The sequence below is a fragment of the Actinomadura formosensis genome (genome assembly GCF_050948385.1).
Lineage (GTDB): Bacteria > Actinomycetota > Actinomycetes > Streptosporangiales > Streptosporangiaceae > Spirillospora > Spirillospora formosensis.
The window spans coordinates 2,533,499-2,558,555 of sequence record NZ_CP192011.1 but is presented as its reverse complement, the minus strand read 5'-3'; the positions used below and the strand labels follow the sequence as shown (position 1 = coordinate 2,558,555).

Here is a 25,057-nt window from a genome sequence, read left to right as displayed (position 1 = left end):
CCCGGCGGGGCTAGCGGACGGGATGCACCACCAGCGCGCTGCCGCCGCCCCGCCGGGTGGGCTCCGCGACCGCCTGGACGAGTCCCGGCCGCAGGAACTCCAGCCCCGTCGCGGCGCCGATCACGCCCGTCGGCGGGCCGGGGAAGAGCTCCAGCCGGTGCCCCCGCGCGGCCAGCTCACGGCCGTACCGGTCGATGAACGCCTGCTCGGCGTAGACCTGCGGGGTGCCCCGCTGCGTCGCGCGGGGCGCGGTCAGCGCGGCCGGCAGGGTCATGCCGAGGTCGATGCGGTTCATCAGGATCTGCAGGACGGTCGTGATGATCGTCGATCCGCCGGGGGTGCCGAGCGCGAGCCTGGGCCGGCCGTCCTGGAGGACGAGCGTCGGCGACATGCTGCTGCGCGGGCGCTTGTGCGGGCCGGGCAGGTTCGGGTCCGGGGCCTGGCCGGGCGCGGGCGGCTGGAAGGAGAAGTCGGTCAGCTCGTTGTTGAGCAGGAAACCCCGTCCGGGAACGGTGATGCCGCTGCCGCCGAACTGCTCGATCGACACCGTGTAGGACACGACGTCCCCCCACTTGTCGGCGACGACGAGGTGGGTGGTCTGCGGGCCCTCGAACGCCAGCGCACGGGTCTGCGTGCCGGCCGGGACGCACGGCTCGTAGCTCCCGTCGGGCGAGCCGGGGGCGACCGGAGCGGGCGCCGCCCGATCCGGCCTGATCAGGCAGGCGCGCTCGCGGGCGAACCCGGGCGACAGCAGCTCGTCCAGCGGGACGTCCACCTTGTCGGCATCGCCCACATAGCGGCCACGGTCGGCGTAGGCGAGCTTGGACGCCTCCAGGTAATAGTGCAGCGCCGTGACCGGGTCGCGGGCGTCGAGGCGGAAGTTGCCCAGGATGTTGAGCGCCTCCCCCACCGTGGACCCGCCGGACGACGACGGCGGCATGCCGTACACGTCCAGTCCCCGGTAGGGGACGTGCGTGGGCTCGCGCATGACCGCCCGGTAGGCGGCGAGGTCGCCGCGCTCCATCAGGCCGGGGCGGACGGTTCGGGCCGCCTTCGGGTCGACCGGCGGTGCGGCGGCCGTCCCGGCGACCTCCCGGCCGAGCCCGCCCTCGTAGAACCAGCCGATGCCGCGTTTCGCCAGTTGCCGGTAGGTGCCGGCGAGATCGGGGTTGCGGAACACCGAGCCGACCTCGGGCACCTTCCCGCCGGGCAGGAACAGCTTCCGGGTGGGGACGATGTCGCGGAAGCGGGCCTCGTTCACCGCGGTCTGGTCGTGGAACTCCTGGTCGACGACGAATCCGCGGTCGGCGACTTTGATCGCCGGGCGCAGCAGGGTGCCGAGATCGCGGGTGCCGAAGCGGCGCAGCGCGAGGTCCCACTGGGCGAGGGTGCCGGGCACGCCGACGCCGAGCCCGCTGGTGACGGCCTCGCCGAACGGGATCGGCTTGCCGGTCGCGGGGTCGAGGAACGCGTCCTGCCCCATCCGCTTCGGCGCGAACTCACGGCCGTCCAGGGCGTAGACGCGGCGCTTCTTCGCGTCGTAGTAGGTGATGAAGCCGCCGCCGCCGATCGCGGACACGTACGGCTCGGTGACACCGAGCGTCGCGCCGGCGGCGACGGCCGCGTCCATGGCGTTGCCGCCGCGCTTCAGCACGTCCAGCGCGGTCCGGCTGGCATCCGGGTCGACCGTGGAGACCGCGCCGCCGTAGCCGGTCGCGACCGGCTGCTTGACCGGCGGACGCGGATCGCCCGCGAGCGGAGCGGGCACGGACGCCGGCGCGGCGATCGCGGCGCCGGGGACGGTGAGTGACGCGGCGGTGGCCAGCGCGGCGACCAGCGCCGTAGGGCGCCGGACGCGGGACGGCCCGCGCGACGCGGCCGGCGGACGGGATGGGGGTGGGGGCGTGGGCGAGGGGGAGCGGAACACCGGACCTCCAGACGAACGCGGCGCCCCTACGGTGTCACCGATCTACGTCCGGCGCCACCGTCCGCACCGGCCGGCCCCGGACGCGCGGAACCCGCACGGGCCGGATGCCCGAACCGGGAAAGATCGAGAACACTTTCCCCATGGGAAATCGGGGATATTTGCTCGGAACGATCCAATTAGAAAACGATTCGATAATCGTGAGCCGAGCGCGAAGGGGCCGCTGCGGCACCCTGCCGACCTGCGGTTTGGCAGGGTGCAACAACGATGAGACGGCATCGATACGGGGGAAAACGTTGCGAATACCCCCATACGTGGTGAATTCTTAGGGCCTTCGGTAAGCCGGCACCTCGCGAACAGCGGCGCGGGTTCAGGCCTGGGGAGACCACCTATGACCTTGGACATGCGCATGCGCAACAACATGTTCCGCAGACTGCCCGTGGAACAGGCCACGGGCCGGCTCTACGGCGGGCGGCACCGGCTCCGCGTGGTCTACCGGACCCGCGATCTCGTCGTCCTCGGCCTCGGCGTCATGATCGGCTCCGGCATCTTCAAGATCGCCGGTGAGCAGGCCAGCTCGACGGCCGGTCCGGGCGTGCTCATCTCCTTCCTCATCGCGGGCGGCGTGTGCGTGCTGGCCGCGCTGGCGTTCGCCGAGCTGTCCTCGATCATCCCGGTCGCGGGCAGCGCCTACTCCTTCGCCTACGTGGCGTTCGGCGAGGTCTGGGCGTGGGTCGTCGGCTGGGCGCTGATCATGGAGCTGCTGCTGGCGGCGTCGGTGCTCGCGCGGGTGTGGTCGCTGTACGCCACGCAGGCGCTGCACGACTTCGGGGTGCCGATCCCCGGCCGGCTCGGCGACCTGATCGGCCAGGTGAAGGGCCCGGACCTGCTGGCCCTCGGCATCCTGCTGCTGGTCGTGCTGATGCTCGCCACCGGCAGCCGGATGAGCCTGAAGTCGCTGTGGTTCATGGTGATGGCCAAGGTCATCGTGATCGGCCTCGTCATCGCCACCGGCCTGAAGTTCTTCGACGCCGGCAACCTCACCCCGTTCCTCCCGCCCGCGCGCCCCGCGCCGGAGGGCGACCAGACGGTGCTGGACGCCGTGCTCGGCGCGCTCGGCGGCGGGACCCCGCACGTGTTCGGCGTCTGGGGACTGTTCGCCGCCGCGCCGACCATCGCGTTCGCCTACATCGGGTTCGACCTGATCGCGACCGCGTCGGAGGAGACCGACGACGCGCCCCGCAAGGTGCCGCGCGGCATCCTCACCGCCCTGCTGACGGCGATCGTGCTGTACGCGGCGGTCGCGATCGCGCTGGTCGGCATGGTCGGCATGGACGGCTTCGCCAAGCTCGACCCGGACAAGCTGCTGATCGCCGCCGCGTTCGACGAGGTCGGCGCGGGCGCGATGGGCAAGATCGTCGACGTGGGCGCCGTGCTGGCGCTGACCACCGTCATCCTGGTGGTGGTGATCAGCCTGACCCGGGTGCTGTTCTCGATGGCCCGGGACGGGCTGCTGCCGCGTCCGCTCGCCGCCATGAGCCGCTACCGGGTGCCGTCCCGCGCGACGCTGCTGGCGGGCGGCGCGGCGATCGTGATGTCGCAGACGATCGACGTGCTGACGCTGGAGCAGCTCGTCGTGATCGGCACGCTGTTCGCGTTCCTCTTCGTCGCCGCCGCGGTGCTGGCGCTCCGGCGGTCCCAGCCCGGCCTGCACCGGCCGTTCCGGATGCCCGCGGCGCCGCTCATCGTGGTCGTGTCGATCTTCGCGATCGGCTGGCTGATGCTGAACCTCAAGATCCAGACGTGGGCGTACTTCGCGATCTGGATGGCCGTCGGCATCGTCCTGTACCTGATCTACGGGCGCCGCAAGAGCCAGATGAAGCTGCTGCTGGACGCGCCGCCGCCGGACCGCCCGGTCGCCGCCCCGCTGGCCCCCGCGCCGCCGCCCGGCGCCCTGCCGGCCGGTCCCCCGCCGCCCGGCGGTGTCCCGCACCGGGGCGAGCCGGCACCGCACCCGCCCGGCGGCTGGGACGTCCCCCCGGCCCAGGAGTACGAGCCGGGGACGTGGCCCGCGGACCGCCGGCCCGGCGTTCCGGAAAGCCCCTATCCGACGGGCCGGTACCCGACCGGCCGGCAGGAGGGCGGCCAGTTCGCGCGGGAGGCGTACCCCGCCGAACCCCACAACCGCGACGATCACGGGAGGGCGTCCGGCTCGTACATCTCCGGGACTCACGATCCCTACCGGTCCGGTCCGTACGGCACCGCCGGCCCCGGCCAGGACGAGGAGCACGAGGACCCGCCGCACGGCGGACGGCACCGCCGCTGAGGCTCCGGCCGGGAAGCGCGGTGGCCACCCTCGGACACCTATTGACCGCGGCCTCCGGTGAGATCAAGATCCCGCTGCACGCCGCGGATCCCGGAGGAGGCCCCTGCGTCATCACGCCCTGACCTGCGCCCGAAATGGCCGGACCATGCTCCGGACCCGCCCCGGCGGGACCGGCCGGTCAGGAGCGGGGGTTGTGGCCCGCGGCGTCCAGCCGCGCCCAGTCGGCCTCCCACATCTCGTCGCGGTGCCGGTCACAGCGGCGGCGGACGAGGGCATAGGCGAACAGCACCGGGACCGAGCAGCCGAGGACGGCGGCGGCTCCCGCGTAGACGGCGTCGGTCACCGTACGGCTGTGCGGCCGGGGACGCACGGTCGGGTCGCCCCGGCCATCGATCCAGATCGTCCGGTGCGCACCGATCCTGGCGTCCTTCCAACTCGGCAGCGCCCCCGCGTGCGGCTCGCCGTTCACGCCCGGCCAGGTCGCCTGAACGGTCTCGTGGATGTAGCGGTCGCTGGTCGAGCCGACTCCGCCGGTGGAGGTGACGGTGGCGACGACCTGCCGCCGATCCATGCGCTCCGCGTGCTCCGCGCGAGTCCCGGCCCTGTAGGACCACGACGCGGCCCAGGACGCCAGCGGCGGCGCGGTACCGAGCAGCAGGAGCAGCAGCCCGAGGGCGATCAGCTGCTGGACGCGGTCGACCCGGCGGCGCAGCACGCTCGGCTCCAAACCGAGCCTGCGGCGCACCCTGACGAGCATCCTGCCGCCGCGGCGGATGCCTGACCTGCGCATCTGCGGTTCACCTCCCCGGGGAGCGCCCTCCCGGCAAGAGGCCCTCAGCCTTCTTTACCGAGGATATTCCCGAGTTCGTTGATCGGCACATCGCCGGTGGCCGAATCATTTCCCGGATCGCGCCCGATATGCCGGGTTGATGACCGTTTTAGGTCATCGCCCAGACCGGTAGCGTCCCGCCGCGTCCCCACGGCCAGCGCCAGCAGGGCACCGAGCACGCACATCCCGGCGGTGATCCAGAAAATCTCCCGGTACTCGGCACGCAGCGCGTCCTGCAACGCCGCGTTATAGACCTCCATCTGCCGCGCGAACTCACCCTTCGACATCAGGAACGGCAGCGGCGGCTTCAGATCCGCCGTCAGCGCGTGAAACCGGTAGAACCCCCACGCCGACAGCGCCGACACACCGAGCAGCATCCCCATCATCCGCGCCACGACCACGGCGGCCGACGCCACACCGTGCTGCACCGCCGGGACCGCCGCCAGCACCGCCGACGACACCGGAGCGATCACCAGACCCAGCCCGAGCCCCGTCACCACGAGATCGACGTCCATCCGCGGCAGCGGACCGTACGAGGCGTTCGCCAGATCCGCCGGCCAGCCCGCGATCAGCAGATAACCGCCCGCGGCAACCGCCATGCCCGCCGCCATCGGCCACCGCTCCCCCACCCGCCGGGCGACCAGCCCACCGGCCACCGCCGCGACCGGCAGCGCCACCAGGAACCTGGTCAGCAGCAGCGCGCCCTCCGTGGTGTCCTTGCGCAGAACGGTCTGCGCCACCAGCACCACATCCACGAGCGTGACCATCAACGCCGCACCCGACAGCAGACTCACGCCCAGCGTCGCCAGCAGCGGACCCCGCCGCACACCCGACAGATCCAGCAGCCGCGTCCTCGACCTGACCTCCCACACGACGAACACCACCAGCACGAAGGCGCCCGCGCCCAGCACCGGCAGACCCCACGACGGCAGCGCCGACTCCTCCGGCTCCGGGTTGTAGACGGCCGCGACCAGCAGCCCCAGCCCCAACGCCAGCAGCAAGCCGCCGACGACGTCCACCCCGGGCCGCGGCCCCCGCCCGCGCCCGCCCGGCACCGCGAACTGCACGGCCGCCATCGCCGCGACCGCCAGCGGGACATTGATCCAGAAGATCGCCCGCCACCCCAGCGCCGCCGCGACCCCCGCCCCGTACAGCGGGCCGAGCACACTCCCCAGCTCCTGCGCGGCCCCCACCGCGCCGAGCACCACCGGACGCTGCCGCCCGTCCCACAGATCCCCCGCCAGCGCCATCGTCACCGGCAGCAGCGCCCCGCCCGCGACACCCTGCACCACCCGCCCCGCCGTCAGCACCGGCACGTCATGCGCCACCGCGGTCACGACCGACCCCACCGCGAAGAACACCAGGCACGCCTGCAGCAGCGGACGCCGCCCGAACCGGTCCGACAACTGCCCGAGCAGCGGCATCGCCGCGACATACCCCAGCAAGAACCCCGTCAGGACGGGCGTCACCCGCTCCAGCCGGTTGACCGGAACCCCGAGGTCCTTCACCATCGGCACCAAGACCGTCGTGACGACATACGCGTCCAACGCGGCCAGCAGCACCACCGCGCCGCCCGCCCCGATCGCGAGCCGGCGCCGCCCCCTCACCCCCGCCGCCCTACTTCGGCGCGCTGATCTTGTACGGGGCGTCGAACTCGGTGAACGAGATCACCACCGCGCCCCGCCCCTCCGGGAACCGCCCCCGCACCCTCACCAGCCGATGGTCCGCCCTGCTCACCCACACCTGGCCGTCCATGTCGTCGTTGATCCCCGGGATCAGGCCCGCGATCTGCTCCTTCGGCAGCTTCGCGCCCACCCGGTACGTCTCCCTGCCGTCCACCTTCTCCACCGCCTGCGGCACCGGCGACTTCGCCGACGACAACAACATCGCGATCCCCCGCTGCGGATCCAGCACCGCCGACGGGTCGTACACGCTCGCCGCCAGCGCCTTCGGCAACTTCCGCCAGCCGCCCGTCCCCGCGTCCAGGAAAATGCTGTCCCCCAGCGCCACGACCTTCATCTCCACGTTCTGGCCCTGCTGCTCCACCGTCAGCGTCCCCTCCGCGTCCCCGCTGCGGAGCAACTTCATGTCACCGCTCTTCACAACGACCGGCGTCCTGCCGTCCGACTCCAGCGAGAACCCGACGCTCTTCAGACCCCCCATCGCCTGCGCCGCCTGACCAAGCGTCCGCACCGCATCAAAATCCGCCTTCTTCCCGGCCCCACCCGACCCACCACCGTCACACGCACCGGAGAACACCAGCGCCAGCACAACCGGAACAACAGCGAAAATGCGTCTGGACATACGCGGGACCCTACCGACGGGTCACCGCACCCGTCACTCGCTCCCAGGTATGGCATTCCCCAGCCAGAAGTAGGACATCCCCATCACGGTCGCCCCACCGCCCGCCCCGCCGCTAAGATTGCACGCGGCCAAACCCCACCGTCACCGGGGAACGGCTCGGGGCGGTAGCTCAGCTGGTCAGAGCAGGAGACTCATAATCTCCCGGTCGCGGGTTCGAGTCCCGCCCGCCCTACGGAGCTGGGCGAAGTGTGTCCGCGGAAAGCGCGGACCTTGCTCCTCCGGCATGTCTTCCCGGGGGCGACCCCCGGACCCCCGATGTGGGGGCTCCGCCCCCACGCCCCCTCCCGGCTCGGGTCCGCGGTCACCTTTCTCACTGCGCGGGGGTTTTGGGGGCTACGCCCCTTGCCCCCTCCCGGCTCGGGTCCGCGGTCACCTTTCTCACTGCGCCGGTTTTTTGGGGGCTACGCCCCTTGCCCCCTCCCGGCTCGGGTTCACGATCACCTTTCTCACTGCGCCGGTTTTTTGGGGGCTACGCCCCTTGCCCCCTCCCGGCTCGGGTTCACGATCACCTTTCTCACTGCGCCGGTTTTTTGGGGGCTACGCCCCTTGCCCCCTCCCGGCTCAGGGCCACGGTCACCCTTCTCACTGCGCGGGGGTGGGGCTTCGCCCCTCTTCCCTTCCGCTTTGGGGTGTGCTCTTCGGCTCTGGGGGCCCCGGCCGGTTGGCCGGGGCCTTGGTCAGGGGTGGTCCTCGGGTTTGCGGGTGAACTGGGTTGTCAGGTGGGTCAGGGCGGCCGCGGCGGCCAGGGCCGTCAGGGCCAGGACGGGCAGTTCGATCGCGTTGTGGTGGCGGAACAGCTCGACGAGCGTCAGCGTCAGGGACGCGGCGGCTATCACCAGCGCGACCAGGGTGTGCAGGCGGCCGGCATCCGAGTGGGGCCAGTCCGCCGGGTCCGTCTCCGGGGGCGGGCCGGGAGCCTGCCGGCGGTGACCGGCGAGCGCCCGGCTCGTCCACGCGGAACTGTCCTTTCGCCCGAGACGGTGCAGGCCCACGGCACCCAGCAGCATGACGAGTGCGTAACAGGCCACGAAACCGGCTTCGAAGCGCATGGATCCTCGCTAGCTCTTCACTTCGGTCGTTGACTCGGTGGCCTCCGTGACCTCGGTGACCTCGGTGAACAGGGCCAGATCCTCGGTGGGCGGCTCCACCGGGGAATCAGTATGGCGGCCTCGGTAGCGGACGCCCAGCCACGCCAGCCAGACCAGCGGGCCCACGCCGCCGACCATGAACAGGACGTCACCCGGGAGGCGCAGCCACTCGAAGATGTTGTTGGGGCTGCTTCCGGCGTAGGCGAGCGAGCGGGCGTCGGTGTAGCCGACGTCCACCGAGTGGTACAGCTGCAGCAGGCCGATCGGCAGCAGGGTCACGAACACCATCCAGGCCAGGCCCGCGTTCAACGACCAGAAACTGATCGAGACGAGCTTGTCCGACCAGCGTTTCTCCGGAACCAGGTAACGCAGCGCGAACACCGCGAAGCCCACCGCGAGCATGCCGTACACGCCCATCATCGCCGCGTGGCCGTGGTTCGCGGTGAGGACCGTGCCCATCTCGTAGTACGACACGATCGGCAGGTTGATCAGGAAACCGAAGATGCCGGCGCCGAGGAAGTTCCAGAACCCCACCGCGACCAGGAACATCACCGCCCAGCGGTGCGGGAACGGCGTCGGGCTCTTCGACTCCTGCCGGGCGCCGAGCCGGATGAAGCTCCACGCCTCCACCGTGAGGAACGTCAGCGGGATGACCTCGAACGCCGAGAAGAACGCGCCCAGCGCGAGCACCGCGGCCGGCTCGCCGTTGAAATACCAGTGGTGCGCCGTCCCGATGACCCCGCCCACGCTGTACAGGATGATGTCGAGGAAGACCACGCGCAGCGCGACCTTCTCGCGGACGACACCGAGCAGCACGAAGATGTACGCCACCATGACGGTGGTGAACAACTCCAGGAAGTCCTCGACCCACAGGTGCACGATCATGAAACGCCAGAAGTCGCTGATCGCGTACGGGGAGTCGTGCTTGGCCAGCAGGCCGGTCGCGTAGACGACGGGCAGCGCCAGCGCGGCGAAGAAGAACAGCCACGGCAGGTTGACCCGGCTCTCGGTCGCGAGGCGGTGCCGCATCCCGCGCCACAGGATCACCACCCACACGAACATGCCGAGGGTGAGCAGGATCTGCCAGAACTTACCGAGATCCAGGTACTCGAAGCCCTGCATCCCGAGCCAGCTCCAGAGCCGACCGAACGCCCCGCGCATGCCCGCGAGCTCGCCGAGCATCGAGCCGCCCACAACGACGGCCAGGGCGCCGAGCAGCGCATAGGCCAAAGCGCCCTGCCCCTTCGGGTCGCGCCGCTTGGTGATCATCGGCACCAGGAAGATGCCGGCCGCGAGGAAACTGGTGGACACCCAGAACAGCGACAACTGCACGTGCCACGTCCGGACCACGTTGAACGGCAGCCACCGGTCGAGCGGAATGCCGAAGAAACTGCCGAGGTCGGCCCGGTAGTGCTCGCTCGCCGCCCCGGCGAACGTCTGGGCGAGGAACAGCACCGCCATCACCAGGAAGAACCCGGCGGTCGCCCGCTGGCCGGTGGTCAAGGCCACCGAGCGCGGCTCCCGGAACCGGAGTTCCTGCTGGTCGCGGCCGTGCCAGCCGAGCCAGTTCCAGCGGCCGAACGCGGCGAACAGCGCGCCCGTCCCGCCGATCAGCGCCACAAGGCTGATCACGCTCCACACCACGGTGTCGGCCGTCGGGGTGTTGCCGACCAGCGGCTCGGACGGCCAGTTGTTGGTGTAGCTGTACTTCTTGCCCGGACGTTCCGCCGACGCCGCCCACGCGCTCCACGCGAAATAGCTCGTGAGCTGCCGGATCTCGGTCGGGTCGGTGATGGCCTTCGGACGCAGGCCCGTCTCGCCCTTCGGGGAGGCGAAGAAGTCCCCGTAGTACTTGGTCAGCTCGGCGAACGCGGCGGCCTGCGCGTCGGAGACCGTCAGCGTGCCGGTGTCGGAGTTGTACCGGTTGGTTCGATAGTCGTCCTGGACCCGGCGCGTCACATCGCCCGTCCCGCCGTAGACGCGCTCCACCATCTGCGCGGACCGGTGCAGGTAGTCGGCCGTGAAGTCGGGGCCGAGGTAGGCGCCGTGCCCGAAGATCGAGCCGTACTCCATCAGCCCGTTCTTGAGGAACACGTCCTGGCCCGCGAAGACGTCGGCGCGCGTGTAGAGGGTCTGGCCGGACGGGGTGACGGCGCGCTCGGGGATCGGCGGGCTGGACCGGTAGGTCATGAACCCCATCAGCACCATCACGAACATGCCGAACAGGATGATGAGCGCCGCCGCCTGCACCCAGCCGCGGCCGATGAGCCGGTCCCGGCGGGTCGGCGGCTCCGTGGACAGTGCCACAGGTCCTCCAGGGGGAGAGGAATGATTTCTACTAACGCAAGCTGTATTTATTGCTGCTGACAGTGAAAATCAAGCCGTGGCAGAGGTTCTCGATGGAGACATCGGACACAGGGTAAAGTCCGCAGTCCAGGACCGGTGGCCAGATGTGGCCAGACCTGTCAGGCGGGCCAGCTCGGACGGCGCTTCTCCAGGAAGGCGGTCATGCCCTCCTGGGCCTCCGGGGTCTGACTGGATGCGGCCATCACCTCGGTCGCGTAGGCGTAGGCGTCCTGCTCGGGACGGTCGAGCTGCACGTACATGGCCTGCTTGCCCAGGGCCTTGCTGCGCGGGCTGCCCTGCGTGGCACGCCGCAGGAGGTCGTGGGTGGCCTTGTCGAGTTCGCCGTCCGGGACCGCGTAGTTGATCAGGCCCCAGCCGGCGGCGGTGGCGGCATCGAAGATCTCGCCGGTGAGGGCCATCTCGGCGGCGCGCTTGCGGCCGATGTTGCGCGATATGGCCACGAGCGGGGTGTGGCAGAACCAGCCGCCCTTCCCGCCGGGCGCGGCGAAGCCGGCGCTCTCGGCGGCGACGGCGAGATCGCAGCTCGCGACGAGCTGGCAGCCGGCGGCGGTCGCCAGGCCGTGCACCCGGGCCACCACCACTTGCGGGACGTTCTGGATCGTCCGCATCAGCTCCGCGCACACCCGGAGCAGGTCCCGGACATCGGCGTGAGACGCCCCGGCCATGTCGGCGAAGTCGTGCCCGGCGGAGAAGACCGGGCCGTTCGCGGCGAGGATCACCCCCCGGGCGTCGGTGGCGCCGACCTCGCGGAACGCGTCCGTCAGCGCGAGCAGGAAGGCGCGGGAGAGCGCGTTGCGGCGGCGGGGCCGGTTCATCGTGATCGTGCTGAACGGGCCGTCGCGGTGAACCAGGACATCGTTGTCGTCGCTCATGGTCCCGACGTTACGTCAGCCCCTCGCCGGAGGGGGCCGGGTCCGTCGTTCGCCGGGCACGGGGCGGATGAGATCGTGGTGAGGCAGGTCGTCCAACCCTGGATTTCGGGAGGTGCGCGATGCTCGTCGCGTTCTCGGTGACCCCGCTCGGTGCGGGCGAGGAGGTCGGCGAACTCGTCGCGGAGGCGGTCCGGGTGGTGCGGGCGAGCGGCCTGCCCAACCGGACCGACGCGATGTTCACCACGATCGAGGGTGAATGGGACGAGGTGATGGCCGTGGTGAAGGATGCCACCGACGCGGTCGCGGCGCGCGCCCCGAGGGTGAGCCTCGTCGTCAAGGCCGACATTCGTCCCGGTGTGACCGGCGCTCTCGACGCCAAGGTCGAATCGGTGGAACGCCGGCTCAGGTGAAGCAGGCCCGCACGCCGTTCTCCCCGCCGCGGGAGAAGTTCCGGAGACGCTGCGCGGCGCTGCCGTGGTCGCCGGGCTTCGTCCACGGCGCCCTGTCGCCGATGAACTGGAAGGCGTCCACGAGTTCCCGCTCGTCGCCGTCCTCGAACTCCAGCGTGCCGTCGGCGGACGAGCCGTAGAGGGCGGCCCCCGCCAGGCAGTCGGCCTGCAGTTCGGCGGCGGGCGACACCAGGCCGCGGCGGAGCCTCGCCTGGACCGCGTGCCCCCACTCATGCGCGATCACCAGGTAGACCCAGGCGTCACCACGCGCGTACCCGGACCGCATGAGGTGCGCGTCCCACGCCACGTAGTCGCCGGGCGGGCAGTAGGCCGCGTTGTCCCGCTTCAGCCGCTCGTCCCCGCAGGGCGGCGCCGACCGCGGGTCGCGCCCGTCGTAGAGCCCGGCGACGCGCGGTGAGCGGTAGGAGCCGGTGAACAGTCGGTCCCAGTGCCGCCGCCAGAAGTCGTCGATGGTCGTCTCGGCGGCGCGCATGTCCTCCTGGAACCCGGCCTCGTCGAACATGCCCGTCGGCGGCGGCGCGGGCGAACCGTTTCCGGCCCTGGTGCTCTGCGCGGCGGGATGGGTGTCTCCGCCCGCCGCGGGGCGCGGCTCGGACCGGCACGCGCCCGTCAACGCGCCGGTCAGCACGAGCGCACCGACGACGGCCACTCCGGTGCGCCGCCGATGATTCCGTGCGGTCTCCCTCATGACGGAACATACGCACGGACGCGTTCAAAAGGTCGAACGCGCGATCAGCACCCGGCGACGAGACGCGCGGCCACCCGGTCGAGGACGGCGAGATCCTCGGCCGGGAGGTCGTACAGTTCCGGCGGCGGGGTGTCGAGGATCCGCTCGGCCTCCGCCGCCGCGCCGCGTCCGGCCTCGGTCACCGTGACGATCTTGGAGCGGCGGTCGGCGGGGTTCGGGCTCCGCTCCACCAGGCCGCGGCCGACCAGATCGTCCACCACGAGGGTCGCGTAGGGACGGTCGGTGAGCAGCACCTCGGCGAGGTCGCGCAGCGTGAGCGGTGTCGTCGCGGCGGCGATGCAGCGCAGCGCCTTGACCCGGAAGAAGCTCATCCCGAGCGCCTCGGTCGCCGCACGGCGCCGGTCGCCCCGCTCGTGCATCAGCACCCGCAGGTTGTGCCACGCCCGCGCGGCGACATCGCCGGACGGGTCGGCGGACTGGACGGCGGGCTCGGTCATCGGGCGCTCGCTCCCGTCACGTGGGGTCCGTCTGGGGCCGGCTCGCCGGCCTCGAACAGGTCGGCGACGCGCGCGGTGCTGCGGGCGGCCCGCCGGCCGGTGGTGACCGTGCCGAGCACGAGCACGGCGGCGGCGCAGCCGGCCAGGATCCAGTATGCCGGGCGGGCGGCGGACACGAAGGCGTCCGCGCCGGCCGCGCCGGACGTCCGCGTGCCGGACGTCCCGGCGGCGAGCACGGCGCCGATCACCGCGACGCCGAGCGCCTGCCCGATCTGCCTGCTGGTGGAGGCGACGGCGGCGGCGACACCGGCCTGGGCGCGCGGCATCCCCGACACGGCGGTGTTCGTGATCGGCGAGTTCACCGTCCCGAACCCGATGCCGAACAGAACGTAGGAGGCGAACAGCGTGCCGTTCCGGGTCTCGCCGTCGAGCACGGCGAACAGCAGCCCGCTGGCGAGCATCGTCGCCCCGGCGATCTGCAGCGGCAGCCGCGGCCCCCGGGCGCCGACGAGCCGTCCCGACAGCGGGGCGCACACGGCGGTCATCGCGGCCATCGGCAGCAGGTACAGCCCGGCGTGCAGCGCCGACAGCCCCCGCACGTTCTGCAGGTAGAGGGTGTTGAGGAACAGGAACCCGCCGAGCGCCGCGAACCCGCTGACCGCGACGAGGGTCGCGCCGGAGAACGGGAGGCTGCGGAAGAAGCGCAGGTCGATCAGCGGCTCGGGCGCGCGCAGCGCGTGCACGACGAAGGCGGCGAGCGACACCGCGGCGATGATCGCGGCACCGTAGACGGCCGGGTCGCCGAGTCCCCGGCCGGGCGCCTCGATGATCGCGTAGGTCAGCGTCCCGAGCAGCACGATCATGAACGCCTGGCCGGCCGGGTCGGGCCGGCGCGGGCGCGGGGCGCGCGACTCGGGCACGAACAGCGCGGTCAGCGCGAGCGCGGCGAGCCCGATCGGCACGTTCAGCCAGAAGATCGACCGCCAGCCGACGGACTCGACGAGCACCCCGCCGACGAGCGGCCCCATCGCCATGCTGAGCCCGACGACGCCGCCCCACACGCCGATGGCGCGGGCCCGCTCGCGCGGCTCGGTGAACACGTTCGTGATGATCGACATGGCGACCGGGTTGAGCATCGACCCGCCGACGGCCTGCACGACGCGGGCGCCGACGAGCCAGCCGAGGGACGGCGCGAGGCTGCACAGCACGGACCCGGTGACGAACAGCGCGAGCCCGGTCTGGAACACCCGGCGCCGCCCGATCCGGTCGGCGGTCGACCCGGCCAGGATCAGCAGCGACGCGAGGACGATCAGGTACGCGTCGATCGTCCACTGCAGCCCGGACAGGGAACTGCCGAAGTCGCGCTGAAGCGTGGGCAGCGCGACGTTCAGGATCGTGTTGTCCAGGCTGACGATGAGCAGGCTCATGCAGCAGATGGCCAGGATGAGCAGCCGGCGGCGAGGGCTGAGCTCGGACAACCGGTCTCCGATCATTGTAGACGTATAAACGTTATAAGCGTACAACGATCCTCGGGAGCCGGCGCGGACGGGGAGGTGGTTCCGGGCGACATCCGCTACGCGAGATTTTAGGTTAGGTTAACCTAACTTCTTCTTGGCCGATCTTCCGGCCGCCGTCGTCGATGGTGGAGCACGCCCGTCATGCCGAACACCGGTGCCCGTCCCCTCACCCGCCGCGAGCCCCCGGCCCACCCCTACGCGTTCTTCGATCTGCACGTCGTCCGGTCCGCCCGGCTCGGGCCGTCCATGGTCCGGGTCACGTTCGGCGGGACGGCCCTGGACGGTTTCGCGACCGGCGGCCGGGACCAGCGCATCAAGCTGTTCCTCCCCCACCCGCACCAGGACGCGCCCGTCATGCCGGAGAACAGCACGGACGCCACCTGGTTCGCCGACTGGCGGGCACTGGATCCGGCCGAGCGCGGCATCATGCGGTCCTACACCGTCCGCGACCACCGTCCGGGCGAACTGGACATCGACTTCGCGCTGCACACCGGCGGCGCGTCCGGGCCGGCCGCCCGGTGGGCCGCGGCGGCGAGCGCGGGCGACCGCGTCACCGTCCTCGGCCCGACCGGTCCCGACAACGGCGGCTGCGACTTCCGGCCGCCGCCCGGCGCCCCGGTGGTGATCGCGGGCGACCTGACCGCGCTGCCCGCCATCGCCGGGAACCTCGCCTGGCTGCCCGCCGGAACGTCCGCCCAGGTGTGGGTCGAGATCCCGCACCCCGGGGATCGCCGGGACCTGCCGACCGCCGCCGGCACGGAGATCACCTGGGTCTCCCCCGGCGGCCTGCCGGACGCCGTCCGCCCGGCGACGATCCCGGACGGTGCGTACGCGTGGATCGCGGGAGAGTCCGCCATGGTGAAGGCGCTGCGCCGGCACCTGGTGACCGAGCGCGGCCTGGACCGCCGCGCCGTCACGTTCACCGGCTACTGGCGGCGCGGCGCCACCGAGGAGGACCTGCTCGCCGAGGCCGTCACCGCCGGCCCGGCCACCCGGGAGTGAGTCAGGGCCCCGCTCCGGATCCGCGCCCGGACTCGTCCAGCGTGAGGGTGGCGGGGTCGATGACGCCGGCGCGGTAGGCGGCGCCGGCGATGGCCTGGGCGGTGACGGGGGCGGTGATCAGCTGGAAGACCGCGACCAGCGCCAGCGGGGTGACGGCGGTGACCGGACCGGCCTGCGGGGCCACCCCGGCGAGGACGAGCAGGAGCCCGATCGTCTGCGGCTTCGTCGCGGCGTGCAGCCGGGTGAGCAGGTCCGGGAAGCGCAGCATGCCGAGCGCGCCGACCGCGCAGAAGCCGGACCCCGCGAGCAGCAGCACGGCGGTGACGGCGTCGGCGGCCCTCACGGGCGGCGCTCCGCCCGCGCCGCCGCCAGACGGGCCGCGCTGACCGAGCCGACGAAGCCCATCAGCGCCACCACCACGAGGATCGTGGCGTGCGCGGGCTCCCCCCGCGCGGCCGCGTGCACCGCGATGCCGCTCACCAGCAGGACGGCCAGGACGTCCAGCGCCATGATCCGGTCGAAGGTGGACGGGCCGCGGACCAGCCGCGCCGCCGTCATCAGGAACGCGGCGCCCAGCAGCGCCAGGGCCACCGCGTAGACGATGGTCATCGATCCTCCCCGGTCGATTCGTCTTCTTCCAACGCGTCCTCGGAGGTCACGAGGGCGCGCATCAGCCTGCGCTCGGTGCCGAGCACGCCGTCGCGCGTGGAGTCCGCCTCGTCCTGAGAACGCACCGGCATGGCGTGAATGCGCAGCAGGTGCCGCTCCCAGTCGAGATCGACCAGCAGCGTGCCGGGACGCAGGCTGATGCTCGCCGTGACGGCGAGCACGATGAGCTCGGAGCGGGTCCGGGCGCTCACCTCGATGATCGCGCCGCGCACCTGACGCGGCCGGTGCAGCGCGTGCCGGCCGATGACCACGCTGGACACGAGCAGGTCCCACGCGAACTCCAAGCCCGCCAAGGCGAGCGCCGGCGGCCGTACCCGTTTGAGCGTCGGGACGGCCGGCAGGCGGGTCACCAGGTAGACGATGACGACGATGACGACGCCGCCGATCAGGATCTGGGCACCGGCTCGTCCCCACAGCAGCAGCCAGACGGCGAGCAGCCACGCGGCCATGCCGAGCCGGGAGACGGCGGCGCGGACGGCGGGGGTCACGGGCTCCCTCCGTCCAGGACGGCGTGCCGGTAGCCGGTCCGGTCGACCAGGTCGCTCGCGGCGCTCCGGCTCCAGGACGCGAGCGGCCCCGCGAACACGGCGACGAGGAGCCCCGCGGCGACCATCACGGCGGTCACCGACTGCATGAGCCGCACACCGCCGCGCGTGTAGGGCTCGGCCATGCGGGCCCTGCGCTCCGCCGACCTCGCGTGAGCGGCCTCGTCGGCCTCCCGCGGGCGCGGGCGCCAGAACCCCAGCGTCCATATCCGGGTCATCGCCATCAGGGTGAGGACGCTGCCCAGCACGGCCACCCCGGTGACGGCGTAGGCCAGGGTGCTCCCGGAACCGAGACCCGCCTGGAACAGGGCGAGCTTGGCCACGAACCCGGACGTCGGCGGTACGCCGCTCACGCTCATCGCGGGAATGAAGAAGAGCACTGCGATGAACGCCGAAAGGCCCGCCAGCCCGCCGAGCCGGTGCAGCGACGTCTCCCCGGTGAGCCCCTGCATGAGGTCGCTGACCAGGAAGAGCGTCGCCTGCACGACGATGTGGTGGACGAGGTACAAGATCGCCCCCGTCAGGCCCGCGACGTCGAACAGCGCCAGCCCGAACAGCATGTAGCCGATGTGGCCGACGAGGATGAAGGAGAACACCCGGTGGATGTCGTCGTGCGTCAGCGCGCCCAGGGTGCCGATGATGATCGTCCCGGCGGCCAGGACGAGCATCGGCCATGATCCGTGCTCGCGCGGGAACGCCAGCGTCTCGACGCGGATGAGCGCGTAGACGGCGGCCTTGGTCAGCAGCGCGGCGAACACCGCGGTGATCTTGGTGAGGGCGGCCGGGTAGCTGTCGGGCAGCCACAGGTGCATGGGGACGATCGCGCCCTTGATGCCGAACACCACGAGGAACAGCAGCGCGAGCGCGGTCCGGGTGGTCCCCGGCAGGCCCGCGGTCCGCTCCGACAGGTCCGCGAGGTTCACCGTGCCCGTCGCCGCGTAGGTCAGCCCGAGCGCGGTGAGAAAGAGGATCGAGGACGTGAGGCTGACCACGGTGTAGGTCATCCCGGCCCGCACCCGTTCCCCGGTCGGCGTCAGCGTCATCAGCACGTAGCTCGACGCGAGCATCACCTCGAACGCGACGAAGAGGTTGAACAGGTCGCCGGCGAGGAACACCAGGCAGACCCCGCCGGTCAGCGTGAGGTAGGCGGGGTAGAACACGCCCGGCTCGTGCTCGCTGAGCCCGCCCGCGCCCTCCCCCACGGCGTGCAGCATGATCGCGAGCAGCACGGTGGCGGACACCACCAGCAGCAGCGCCGACAGCCTGTCGGCGACGAGCGTGATGCCGAGCGGCGCGGCCCAGCCGCCCATCTGGACGGCGATCACCCCGTCCCGGGCCACGGCCGCCACCAGCCCGGCGCAGGCCGCGACCACGCCCGCGCCGACCAGCGGGCCGAGGACCCGCAGCCAGGTTCCCCGGCGGCGGGCGAGCGTCGCCAGGGCCGCGCCGAACAGCGGCAGCGCGAACGGCAGCGGGACGAGCACGTTCATGCCCCGTCCTCCGGCCCGGGGTTCTCCGCTTCCAGCGGCGTGGCGTCCGGGGGCTCGCGGTGGTGCCGCTCGGCGCAGATCCGGCGGTCCTCAACGTCGTCCTGGACCTCGTCCCCACCGCGCAACTGCCGGCTCCGGTAGGCCATGGCCAGCAGGAACGCCGTGACCCCGAAGGTGATCACGATGGCGGTCAGCACCATGGCCTGCGGGAACGGGTCGGCCATCGGGCGCGGGCCGGTGGCATCGAGCAGCGGCGGCGCCCCCGCGGCCCCGCCGGCGAGCAGCAGGACGAGGTTCGCCCCGTGCCCGAGCAGGGTGAACCCGACGACGATCCGGATGAGGGACCGTTCCATCAGCAGGTAGAAGCCGGCCGCGAACAGCACGGCGACCACCACCACGAGGACGATGCCGGGCCCGGTCATGGCGGCCCCTCGTCCGGGACGTCCGGTTCCTCCAGGCTCGCGCCCAGCGTGGTGAGGATCGTCAGCACCAGCCCGAGCACCAGGAGATACACGCCCGCGTCGAAGAACAGGTTGGTCGGCACCTTGACGTGCCCGGCGAGCGGCACCGTGGCCGTCAGCGTCGTGAAGTCCAGGAACTCCCCGCCGGACGCCCAGCCGGACGCGCCCGCCGCGACCGCGAGCCCCAGCCCGCCGCCGAGCAGCACGCCGGGACGGACGGGCAGCGCGGTGGCGAGTTCCCGCCGCCCGCCCGGCAGGTACCGCAGGACGAACGCCATGCCCGCCACGAGCCCGCCGACGAAACCGCCGCCCGGACGGCCGTGCCCGGCGAAGAACAGGTACGCCGAGAACACCAGGATCGTCGGGGTCAGCATGCGCGCCGCCGCCTCCAGCACGACCGACGAACCGCCGAGCGGCGGACGGCCCGGCGTGGCGAGCCAGCGGCTCTGCGCCCGCCCGCCCGTCCCGCCCCGGGCCTCCCGGGACCGTCGGCGCGCCCCCGGCCCGGTCAGCACCAGGCTCACGACGCCCATCGCGGCCGCGGCCAGCACCACGATCTCACCGAGCGTGTCGAGCGCGCGCAGATCGACCAGGATCGCGTTCACCACGTTCTTCGTGCGCTCGTGCGCGGCGAGCCGGGTGTAGCCGGGGCCGACCGGGTCGGCGCTGCGGCTCAGCACCGCCACCACCAGGAAGGTCGCGACGAACCCGCCGAGGCAGACGCTGATCACCGCGGCGGCGGCCCGCGCGGAGACCGTCCGGCGCCGCGGCGGGAACCGCTCCGGCAGCCGCCGGAGCACCAGCACGAGCATGATCAGCGACAGCGTCTCCACGACCACGAGGGTCAGCGCGAGATCGGGCCCGCCCTGCACGACGAACAGGCCGGCCACCCCGTACCCCGCCCCGGACAGCAGGACGGCCGCCGACAGCCGGCCGCCGGTCCGCAGCGCCGCCAGCGCGCAGGCGACCACGACCGCCGCCAGGACGAGCTGCGCCGGATCGTCCCAGGCCCGCGGCCCGCCCGCCGGCGGATCCGGCCCGGTGCCGCGGATCAGGCCCGCCACCAGCGCCGTGCCCGGCACCGCCGTGACCATCAGCGCGATCACGCCGAGGTACACCGGCAGGGAGCCGATCTGCAGCCGCCGTGTCACCGCGTGCGCGCCGGCCAGCGTCCCCTCGATCACGGCGTCGTAGGCGCGCTGCGCATCCGGGAGCCGCCACCGCGTGGACCTGCCGGGGAACGACCGCCCGAACGCGGCGTACAGCCCGGCGCCCGCGGCGAGGGCGGCCGCGGACAGCCCGAGCGGCAGCCCGAGCCCGTGCCACGCCGCGAGTTCGTAGCCGGCCGCTCCGGGCAGAGTCCCGGCATAGGGCCCGATCGCTCTTTGCACCGCCCCCGGAACGAGCCCGCCCGCCAGGCCCGCGGCGGCCAGCACCACGACCGGCACGACCAGCCCCCACGGGTCCGCCGGCCGCTCCTCGCCCGTCCCGCCCGCGAAGGCGCCGTGCAGGAACCGCACCCCGTAGGCCACGGTCAGCGCCGATCCCGCCACCACCCCGGCGAGAACAGCGATGTCCAGGCCGCCGTGGGCGAACGCCTCAAGGGCGGCCTCTTTCGCCACGAACCCGAGGAACGGCGGAAGGCCGATCATGGAGGCGACCGCCGCGGTGGCGGCGATCGCCAGCACGGGCAGCCGCCGCCCCACCCCCGACAGCCGGTCCGCGCGACGCGTCCCCATCCGGTGCTCGATGACGCCGGCGGCCAGGAACAGCGGCGCCTTGAACAGGCCATGCGCGAGCAGCAGCGCGACCCCCGCCAGCGCCGCCACCCGCGTCCCGTTCCCCAGCAGCACCATGAGGAGGCCGAGCTGGCTCACCGTCCCGTAGGCGAGGAGCCTCTTCAGATCGTCCTGCCGCAGGGCGACGGCGCCGCCCACGAGCATGCTCAGCAACCCCACGGACAGCACCATCGGCCGCCAGGGATCCACCTCGGCGAACGCGGGCGCCAGCCGCGCCACGAGATAGACGCCCGCCTTCACCATCGCCGCCGCGTGCAGGTAGGCGCTGACCGGCGTCGGCGCCACCATCGCGGCCGGCAGCCAGGCGTGCAGCGGCACCTGCGCCGACTTCGCGAACGCCCCCAGCAGCACCAGGACGACACCGGCCCGCGCCGAGGCACCGCCCGGCGGGTCCGCGACCAGCGCCGAGATGCGGTACGTCCCCCCGGCCTGGCCGAGCACGACGAACCCGGCGAGCATGACCAGGCCGAACGCCGTGGTCGTCAAAAGCGCCTGCGTGGCCGCCCGCCGGTCCGCCGCCCGATCCGGCCGCGGGTGCCCGATGAGGATGAACGAGCTCAGCGTCGTGAGCTCCCAGAACACATAGAGGGTGAGCAGGTTGTCGGCGAGCACCAGCCCCGTCATCGCCCCCGCGAACGCCACCAGCGTCCCGATCATCAGGGGCTCGGGGCGCTCGAAATACCAGCCCGCGTAACACAGGACGACGGCCCCCACCCCGCCGACCAGCAAAAGCATCACGCTGGACAGCGCGTCCAGCCGAAAGTCGAACACCAGCCCAAGATCGGACGCCCAGGCAAGCCGCGCGGACAGTTCCCCCCGTCCCACCCGGCTGGCCGCCCACACGGCCGTCGCCGCGGGCAGCAGAGCCGCGGCACACGCCATCCCCCGCCGATACCGCCCCAGCACCCACGGCACGACAACCGCCACGACGGCATAGCCGACGACCAACATCCCCATGCCGCCGCAGCCCCCTCCCCGCCATCGCAAGCGATCTACCCGAGGAGCGCCCCCAAAACTGCACGAGAAGAGACCCGTCGCCCCACCGGCCACCGCCCGATGCCCGTTCCGGCCCCCGCAGCCCCCGATCGCTCATCCGAATAGGCGCCGCGAACCCCGCGCCACTGGAAATCCCCGGCTCCGGGTCCGGCACATGGCTCCTCGGGAAAAACATCGGGAGACACCCGAGGACTTCGAAACGCCACGGCGCAGGCACGGCCGGAGAGCAAAGCTCGGCGAAACAGGGAAGACTTCACCAGGAATTCGTCCACGACGCCGGGCGGCAGAGAAAGCGCGGCATCCCGCCCAGAGCAGGCACGGCGAGCCGCAGCGAGGCGAGCGAAGCCCAACGGACACCCGGAGAAACCTAGGACAACCCCGGCCGGCAGCCCCTCGGCGAAACCGAGCGAAGCTCGATGAACAGAAAGGACGCCCCGCAGTTTCTGAGAGGACACCGAGCCCCCATAAAGCCTGAGAGCGCAGTTCCCCGCTTCGGGGAGTGCGGAGCCATGGCGAAGCCGAGCGAAATTCGGTGAACGGAGTGAACCGTCTCGGCTCTCCCGAGAACACCTGAACGCAACCCCGAGCCGCAACCGGCAGGGGGAGCGAAGCTCCCCATCGGGGGTCCGGGGGGTCGCCCCCCGGGTCAACACTGCGGGCCTCCGGCGAAGCCGAGCAAAGCTCGGCGAGCAGGACTGCCCGCCTCGGCTCCCGCGATTGGACTCGAACCAATAACCTGCCGGTTAACAGCCGGCTGCTCTGCCGATTGAGCTACGCGGGATCGTTCGGCCGGAGGGGCCCTCGGCCCCTGTCGGCGCGTCTAGGTTAGCGCATGTCCGGGGCTGTTCGCGCACGCGTTATGGATGGGGGCGGCGCCGGCGGGTATGGGGGTGGCACGATTCCGCCGTAGTGGGAGTTCGAATGAAGACGCGCATGATGTTCATGGCGGGCGCCGCGGTCGGCTACGTCCTCGGGACGAAGGCCGGGCGCGAGCGGTACGAGCAGATCAAGCGGTTGTCGCAGCAGGTGTCGGAGAACCCGAACGTGCAGGAGGCGGCGGGCCGGCTGCGGGCGAAGGGCGAGGAGTTCGCGGGTGCGGCGCGCGACAAGGCCGGTGGTCTGGCCTCGTCGGCGAAGGGCCGGGTGCCCGAGCAGTTGCAGGGCCGGCAGAAGACGGCGGAGGAGGACCGGCCGCAGGTGCATCCCGGCTAGAGCCCGGTCTGGCGGCGCAGATCCTCCAGGACCTGTTCGGCCTGGGCCCGCAGGCCCGGGTCGGACGGGTCCAGCCCGCTGTCGAAGACGAACGTCCAGCGCACCTCGCCGCCGGCGGCGGGACGCCGGCCGACGATGCGGACCTTGCCGGCGGGGAGTTGCGCCTGGTGGCTGACGGCGATGGTGGCGGTGACGCGTTCCCGGACGGTTTCGGGCACCGATCCCGGGGCGGTGAGCCGGACGTGGTGGTCGGGGCCCGCGGCCGTCTCCTGGACGTGGAGCCACCCGTCCTTCCAGGTGGCGTGGTCGACGCGTTCCCAGGGGATGCGGGTGAAGCCGCCGGACGGCGTGGGCAGGTGCAGGGCCGTCGTGGTGGCGGCGACGTGGGAGCCGCCCCGGGTGGGGGCGGCGGCGAGGACGCGTTCACCGCGCTCCAGCGGGAGCGCGTCACGCACCGTGGCGGGCAGGGAACCCCGGAGTGGGCGCATGCCTCAACGGTAAGCGATCAGGCCGCCTGGGACGCACGACGGGCCCCGAGAAGATCGAGGACGAGCGCGGCGGACCAGGCGTAGTCGTGGCTGCCGCGCCCGGTGCCGTCGAACGGGTCGAAGAACTCGCGGAAGCCGGACTGCCGGACGAGCCGCATCGTGGAGCCGTAGAGCAGGTCGGCGACGACGGGCAGGCCGTGGCCGAGGGCGCCGTACCAGACGAGCCAGTTCGTGCTGATCCAGGTGGGGCCGCGCCAGTAGCCGGCGCGGTCGAACGCGGGAGCCTGGATGTCGCAGGTGGGGACGGGGTATCCGGCGGCGCCGGCGAAGCGGGCGGACAGCAGCAGGTCGACGAGGTTGCGGACGAGGGGGGCGGGCAGTTCGGGGTCGAGGAGGGGCCCGAACGAGCCGACGGTGATGACGGGCAGCAGCCGGTCGTCGCGCAGGTCACGGGCGCGGAAGCAGCCGGCCTCGGCGTCCCAGAGCCGGTCGAGGACGGCGCGGTGGATGCGGTCGGCGTCCTCCCGGTGCGGGACGGGATCGGCGCCGATGATCTCGGCGATGTCGGCGAGGGCGTGGGTGGAGGCCAGGTAGACGGCGTTGACGAGGGGGTCTTCGACGGCGAACGGGTGCGTGTCGCGGAGGTAGCCGGGACGGTAGTCCGCGTCCCGCATGAGGGCGGCGAGCCGGACGTAGCGGTCGTAGTCCTCGCCGTTCGGCAGCGGGCAGGGGCGCTGCGCGGGCGCGTAGGAGGACGGCGGGAGCCGGAGTTCGCCGAGCGGACGGTCCCAGGCGGGGCTGTTGTCGAGCCCGGACTCCCACGGGTGGCAGATCGCGACGAGCCCGCCGGAGCCGAGGTCGCGGGCGCGGGCGAGATAGCGGTGCTGGGCGGCCAGCTTGGGGTAGAGGCGGGCCAGGAACGCCCGGCTGCGTTCCCCGTCGGAGGCGCATTCGTGCAGGCGGAGGGCGGTGAGGGCGTGCAGCGGCGGCTGGGTGAGCCCGGAGGTGTGGACGCCGTGCGGCGCGTCCGGCTGCCGTTCGCTGCGCCACAGTTCGGGGCCGGGGAAGAACGCGTGCCGGGCGAGCCGCGTGTTGAACACGATGTGCGGGAGCATCCCGTCGGCCCACTGGCCGCGGAACAGGGACAGCAGTTCGGCCTCGGCGCGGTCGCGGCGGTGGCGGGCAAGCCCCATGCTGATGAACGCGGAGTCCCAGCTCCACTGGTGCGGGTAAAGGCCGGGCGACGCGGCGGTGGCCGTGCCGGTCCAGTTCGCGTCGAGGACCCGGGCCGCGGCCTTCCACAGCGCGGTCTCGTCGCCGGTCAGACGGGAGCTCATGTGGTCCAGGTGCCCTCCTCCGGAGCGAGAGGGGTTCACCGTGATTGTCGCCTCAGATGGCGGCCACGGCGACCCCTTGGGGAGAGTCTTTTCTCAACGCGGACAGGGGCCGGAAC

General features: G+C 72.3%; 22 protein-coding genes and 2 tRNA genes. 5 read left to right on the top strand and 19 right to left on the bottom strand.

Annotated features, from left to right (window positions below; genetic code table 11):
- Nucleotides 1–10: 10 nt before the first annotated feature.
- The gene (ggt, locus tag ACQP1N_RS12095) at nucleotides 11–1,927 is read right to left on the bottom strand and encodes a gamma-glutamyltransferase (RefSeq protein WP_433231199.1); all 1,917 of its coding nucleotides are present in this window, start codon (nucleotides 1,925–1,927) and stop codon (nucleotides 11–13) included.
- Nucleotides 1,928–2,315: 388 nt separating this feature from the next.
- On the opposite strand from ggt, the gene ACQP1N_RS12090 reads away from it, so the two are divergent.
- The gene (locus tag ACQP1N_RS12090) at nucleotides 2,316–4,250 is read left to right on the top strand and encodes an amino acid permease (protein WP_433231197.1); all 1,935 of its coding nucleotides are present in this window, start codon (nucleotides 2,316–2,318) and stop codon (nucleotides 4,248–4,250) included.
- 178 nt (nucleotides 4,251–4,428) lie between these two features.
- Here the strand turns inward: ACQP1N_RS12090 and ACQP1N_RS12085 are convergent, their stop codons facing one another.
- Genes ACQP1N_RS12085 through ACQP1N_RS12075 form a run of 3 tightly spaced genes read right to left on the bottom strand, consistent with a single transcriptional unit; the run spans nucleotide 4,429 to nucleotide 7,272 of the window.
- Complete coding sequence (locus tag ACQP1N_RS12085) at nucleotides 4,429–5,040, bottom strand: Rv1733c family protein (RefSeq protein ID WP_131732776.1); 612 nt, start codon at nucleotides 5,038–5,040, stop codon at nucleotides 4,429–4,431.
- A 44-nt stretch (nucleotides 5,041–5,084) separates the two neighbouring features.
- A complete protein-coding gene (locus tag ACQP1N_RS12080; RefSeq protein WP_084263378.1) occupies nucleotides 5,085–6,686 on the bottom strand; it encodes an MFS transporter in 1,602 nt (533 codons plus the stop codon).
- A gap of 10 nt (nucleotides 6,687–6,696) precedes the next feature.
- Complete coding sequence (locus ACQP1N_RS12075; RefSeq protein ID WP_433231194.1) at nucleotides 6,697–7,272, bottom strand: LppX_LprAFG lipoprotein; 576 nt, start codon at nucleotides 7,270–7,272, stop codon at nucleotides 6,697–6,699.
- Between the two features lie 269 nt (nucleotides 7,273–7,541).
- On the opposite strand from ACQP1N_RS12075, the gene ACQP1N_RS12070 reads away from it, so the two are divergent.
- A tRNA-Ile gene (locus ACQP1N_RS12070) sits at nucleotides 7,542–7,615 on the top strand.
- A gap of 505 nt (nucleotides 7,616–8,120) precedes the next feature.
- On the opposite strand, the gene ACQP1N_RS12065 is transcribed toward ACQP1N_RS12070, so the two are convergent.
- The 3 genes from ACQP1N_RS12065 to ACQP1N_RS12055 all read right to left on the bottom strand — a co-directional run bounded on the left by ACQP1N_RS12065 (nucleotide 8,121) and on the right by ACQP1N_RS12055 (nucleotide 11,770).
- Nucleotides 8,121–8,492 (bottom strand): hypothetical protein, encoded by a 372-nt coding sequence (locus ACQP1N_RS12065; protein ID WP_067805216.1) that lies wholly within the window; start codon nucleotides 8,490–8,492, stop codon nucleotides 8,121–8,123.
- A 9-nt stretch (nucleotides 8,493–8,501) separates the two neighbouring features.
- Entirely contained in the window at nucleotides 8,502–10,838 is a 2,337-nt protein-coding gene (locus ACQP1N_RS12060) for a nitric-oxide reductase large subunit (protein ID WP_433231190.1), read from the bottom strand.
- Between the two features lie 158 nt (nucleotides 10,839–10,996).
- Nucleotides 10,997–11,770 (bottom strand): enoyl-CoA hydratase-related protein, encoded by a 774-nt coding sequence (locus ACQP1N_RS12055; RefSeq protein WP_433231187.1) that lies wholly within the window; start codon nucleotides 11,768–11,770, stop codon nucleotides 10,997–10,999.
- A gap of 119 nt (nucleotides 11,771–11,889) precedes the next feature.
- On the opposite strand from ACQP1N_RS12055, the gene ACQP1N_RS12050 reads away from it, so the two are divergent.
- Nucleotides 11,890–12,180: an MTH1187 family thiamine-binding protein gene (locus ACQP1N_RS12050; protein ID WP_067805205.1), complete on the top strand. Its 291-nt coding sequence runs from the start codon at nucleotides 11,890–11,892 to the stop codon at nucleotides 12,178–12,180.
- On the opposite strand, the gene ACQP1N_RS12045 is transcribed toward ACQP1N_RS12050, so the two are convergent.
- Genes ACQP1N_RS12045 through ACQP1N_RS12035 form a run of 3 tightly spaced genes read right to left on the bottom strand, consistent with a single transcriptional unit; the run spans nucleotide 12,173 to nucleotide 14,903 of the window.
- Nucleotides 12,173–12,928, bottom strand: coding sequence for a neutral zinc metallopeptidase (locus ACQP1N_RS12045; protein WP_433231185.1), 756 nt, complete (start codon nucleotides 12,926–12,928; stop codon nucleotides 12,173–12,175). The two genes, ACQP1N_RS12050 and ACQP1N_RS12045, sit on opposite strands and share 8 nt — an antisense overlap.
- A 44-nt stretch (nucleotides 12,929–12,972) precedes the next feature.
- Nucleotides 12,973–13,425, bottom strand: a complete 453-nt coding sequence (locus ACQP1N_RS12040; protein ID WP_067805199.1) for a MarR family winged helix-turn-helix transcriptional regulator — start codon at nucleotides 13,423–13,425, stop codon at nucleotides 12,973–12,975.
- Complete coding sequence (locus ACQP1N_RS12035; protein ID WP_067805221.1) at nucleotides 13,422–14,903, bottom strand: MFS transporter; 1,482 nt, start codon at nucleotides 14,901–14,903, stop codon at nucleotides 13,422–13,424. Before ACQP1N_RS12035 ends, ACQP1N_RS12040 begins: the two co-directional genes overlap by 4 nt.
- A 180-nt stretch (nucleotides 14,904–15,083) precedes the next feature.
- Here ACQP1N_RS12035 and ACQP1N_RS12030 point away from each other — a divergent pair, with 180 nt between their 5' ends.
- Nucleotides 15,084–15,944, top strand: coding sequence for a siderophore-interacting protein (locus ACQP1N_RS12030; RefSeq protein WP_433231180.1), 861 nt, complete (start codon nucleotides 15,084–15,086; stop codon nucleotides 15,942–15,944).
- Between the two features lies 1 nt (nucleotide 15,945).
- Here the strand turns inward: ACQP1N_RS12030 and mnhG are convergent, their stop codons facing one another.
- The 7 genes from mnhG to ACQP1N_RS11995 all read right to left on the bottom strand — a co-directional run bounded on the left by mnhG (nucleotide 15,946) and on the right by ACQP1N_RS11995 (nucleotide 22,685).
- Entirely contained in the window at nucleotides 15,946–16,287 is a 342-nt protein-coding gene (gene mnhG / locus ACQP1N_RS12025) for a monovalent cation/H(+) antiporter subunit G (protein WP_067805191.1), read from the bottom strand.
- On the bottom strand, nucleotides 16,284–16,553 hold the full coding sequence (locus ACQP1N_RS12020) for a monovalent cation/H+ antiporter complex subunit F (RefSeq protein ID WP_067805189.1): 270 nt from the start codon (nucleotides 16,551–16,553) through the stop codon (nucleotides 16,284–16,286). Before ACQP1N_RS12020 ends, mnhG begins: the two co-directional genes overlap by 4 nt.
- Complete coding sequence (locus ACQP1N_RS12015; RefSeq protein ID WP_433231175.1) at nucleotides 16,550–17,101, bottom strand: Na+/H+ antiporter subunit E; 552 nt, start codon at nucleotides 17,099–17,101, stop codon at nucleotides 16,550–16,552. Before ACQP1N_RS12015 ends, ACQP1N_RS12020 begins: the two co-directional genes overlap by 4 nt.
- Nucleotides 17,098–18,648, bottom strand: a complete 1,551-nt coding sequence (locus ACQP1N_RS12010; protein WP_067805183.1) for a Na+/H+ antiporter subunit D — start codon at nucleotides 18,646–18,648, stop codon at nucleotides 17,098–17,100. The genes ACQP1N_RS12015 and ACQP1N_RS12010 overlap by 4 nt, the downstream gene beginning before the upstream one ends.
- Complete coding sequence (locus ACQP1N_RS12005) at nucleotides 18,645–19,070, bottom strand: Na(+)/H(+) antiporter subunit C (RefSeq protein WP_433231172.1); 426 nt, start codon at nucleotides 19,068–19,070, stop codon at nucleotides 18,645–18,647. Before ACQP1N_RS12005 ends, ACQP1N_RS12010 begins: the two co-directional genes overlap by 4 nt.
- The gene (locus ACQP1N_RS12000) at nucleotides 19,067–21,865 is read right to left on the bottom strand and encodes a Na+/H+ antiporter subunit A (RefSeq protein ID WP_433231169.1); all 2,799 of its coding nucleotides are present in this window, start codon (nucleotides 21,863–21,865) and stop codon (nucleotides 19,067–19,069) included. The genes ACQP1N_RS12005 and ACQP1N_RS12000 overlap by 4 nt, the downstream gene beginning before the upstream one ends.
- 747 nt (nucleotides 21,866–22,612) lie before the next feature.
- Nucleotides 22,613–22,685: transfer RNA gene (locus tag ACQP1N_RS11995), tRNA-Asn, on the bottom strand.
- Between the two features lie 140 nt (nucleotides 22,686–22,825).
- On the opposite strand from ACQP1N_RS11995, the gene ACQP1N_RS11990 reads away from it, so the two are divergent.
- Nucleotides 22,826–23,116, top strand: coding sequence for a YtxH domain-containing protein (locus ACQP1N_RS11990; RefSeq protein WP_084263198.1), 291 nt, complete (start codon nucleotides 22,826–22,828; stop codon nucleotides 23,114–23,116).
- On the opposite strand, the gene ACQP1N_RS11985 is transcribed toward ACQP1N_RS11990, so the two are convergent.
- Nucleotides 23,113–23,604 carry a hypothetical protein gene (locus ACQP1N_RS11985; protein WP_067802361.1) on the bottom strand — a complete coding sequence of 164 codons (492 nt, stop codon included), beginning with the start codon at nucleotides 23,602–23,604 and terminating at the stop codon, nucleotides 23,113–23,115. The genes ACQP1N_RS11990 and ACQP1N_RS11985 overlap by 4 nt on opposite strands.
- 17 nt (nucleotides 23,605–23,621) lie before the next feature.
- Complete coding sequence (locus ACQP1N_RS11980) at nucleotides 23,622–24,941, bottom strand: MGH1-like glycoside hydrolase domain-containing protein (protein WP_067802358.1); 1,320 nt, start codon at nucleotides 24,939–24,941, stop codon at nucleotides 23,622–23,624.
- Nucleotides 24,942–25,057 lie beyond the last annotated feature (116 nt).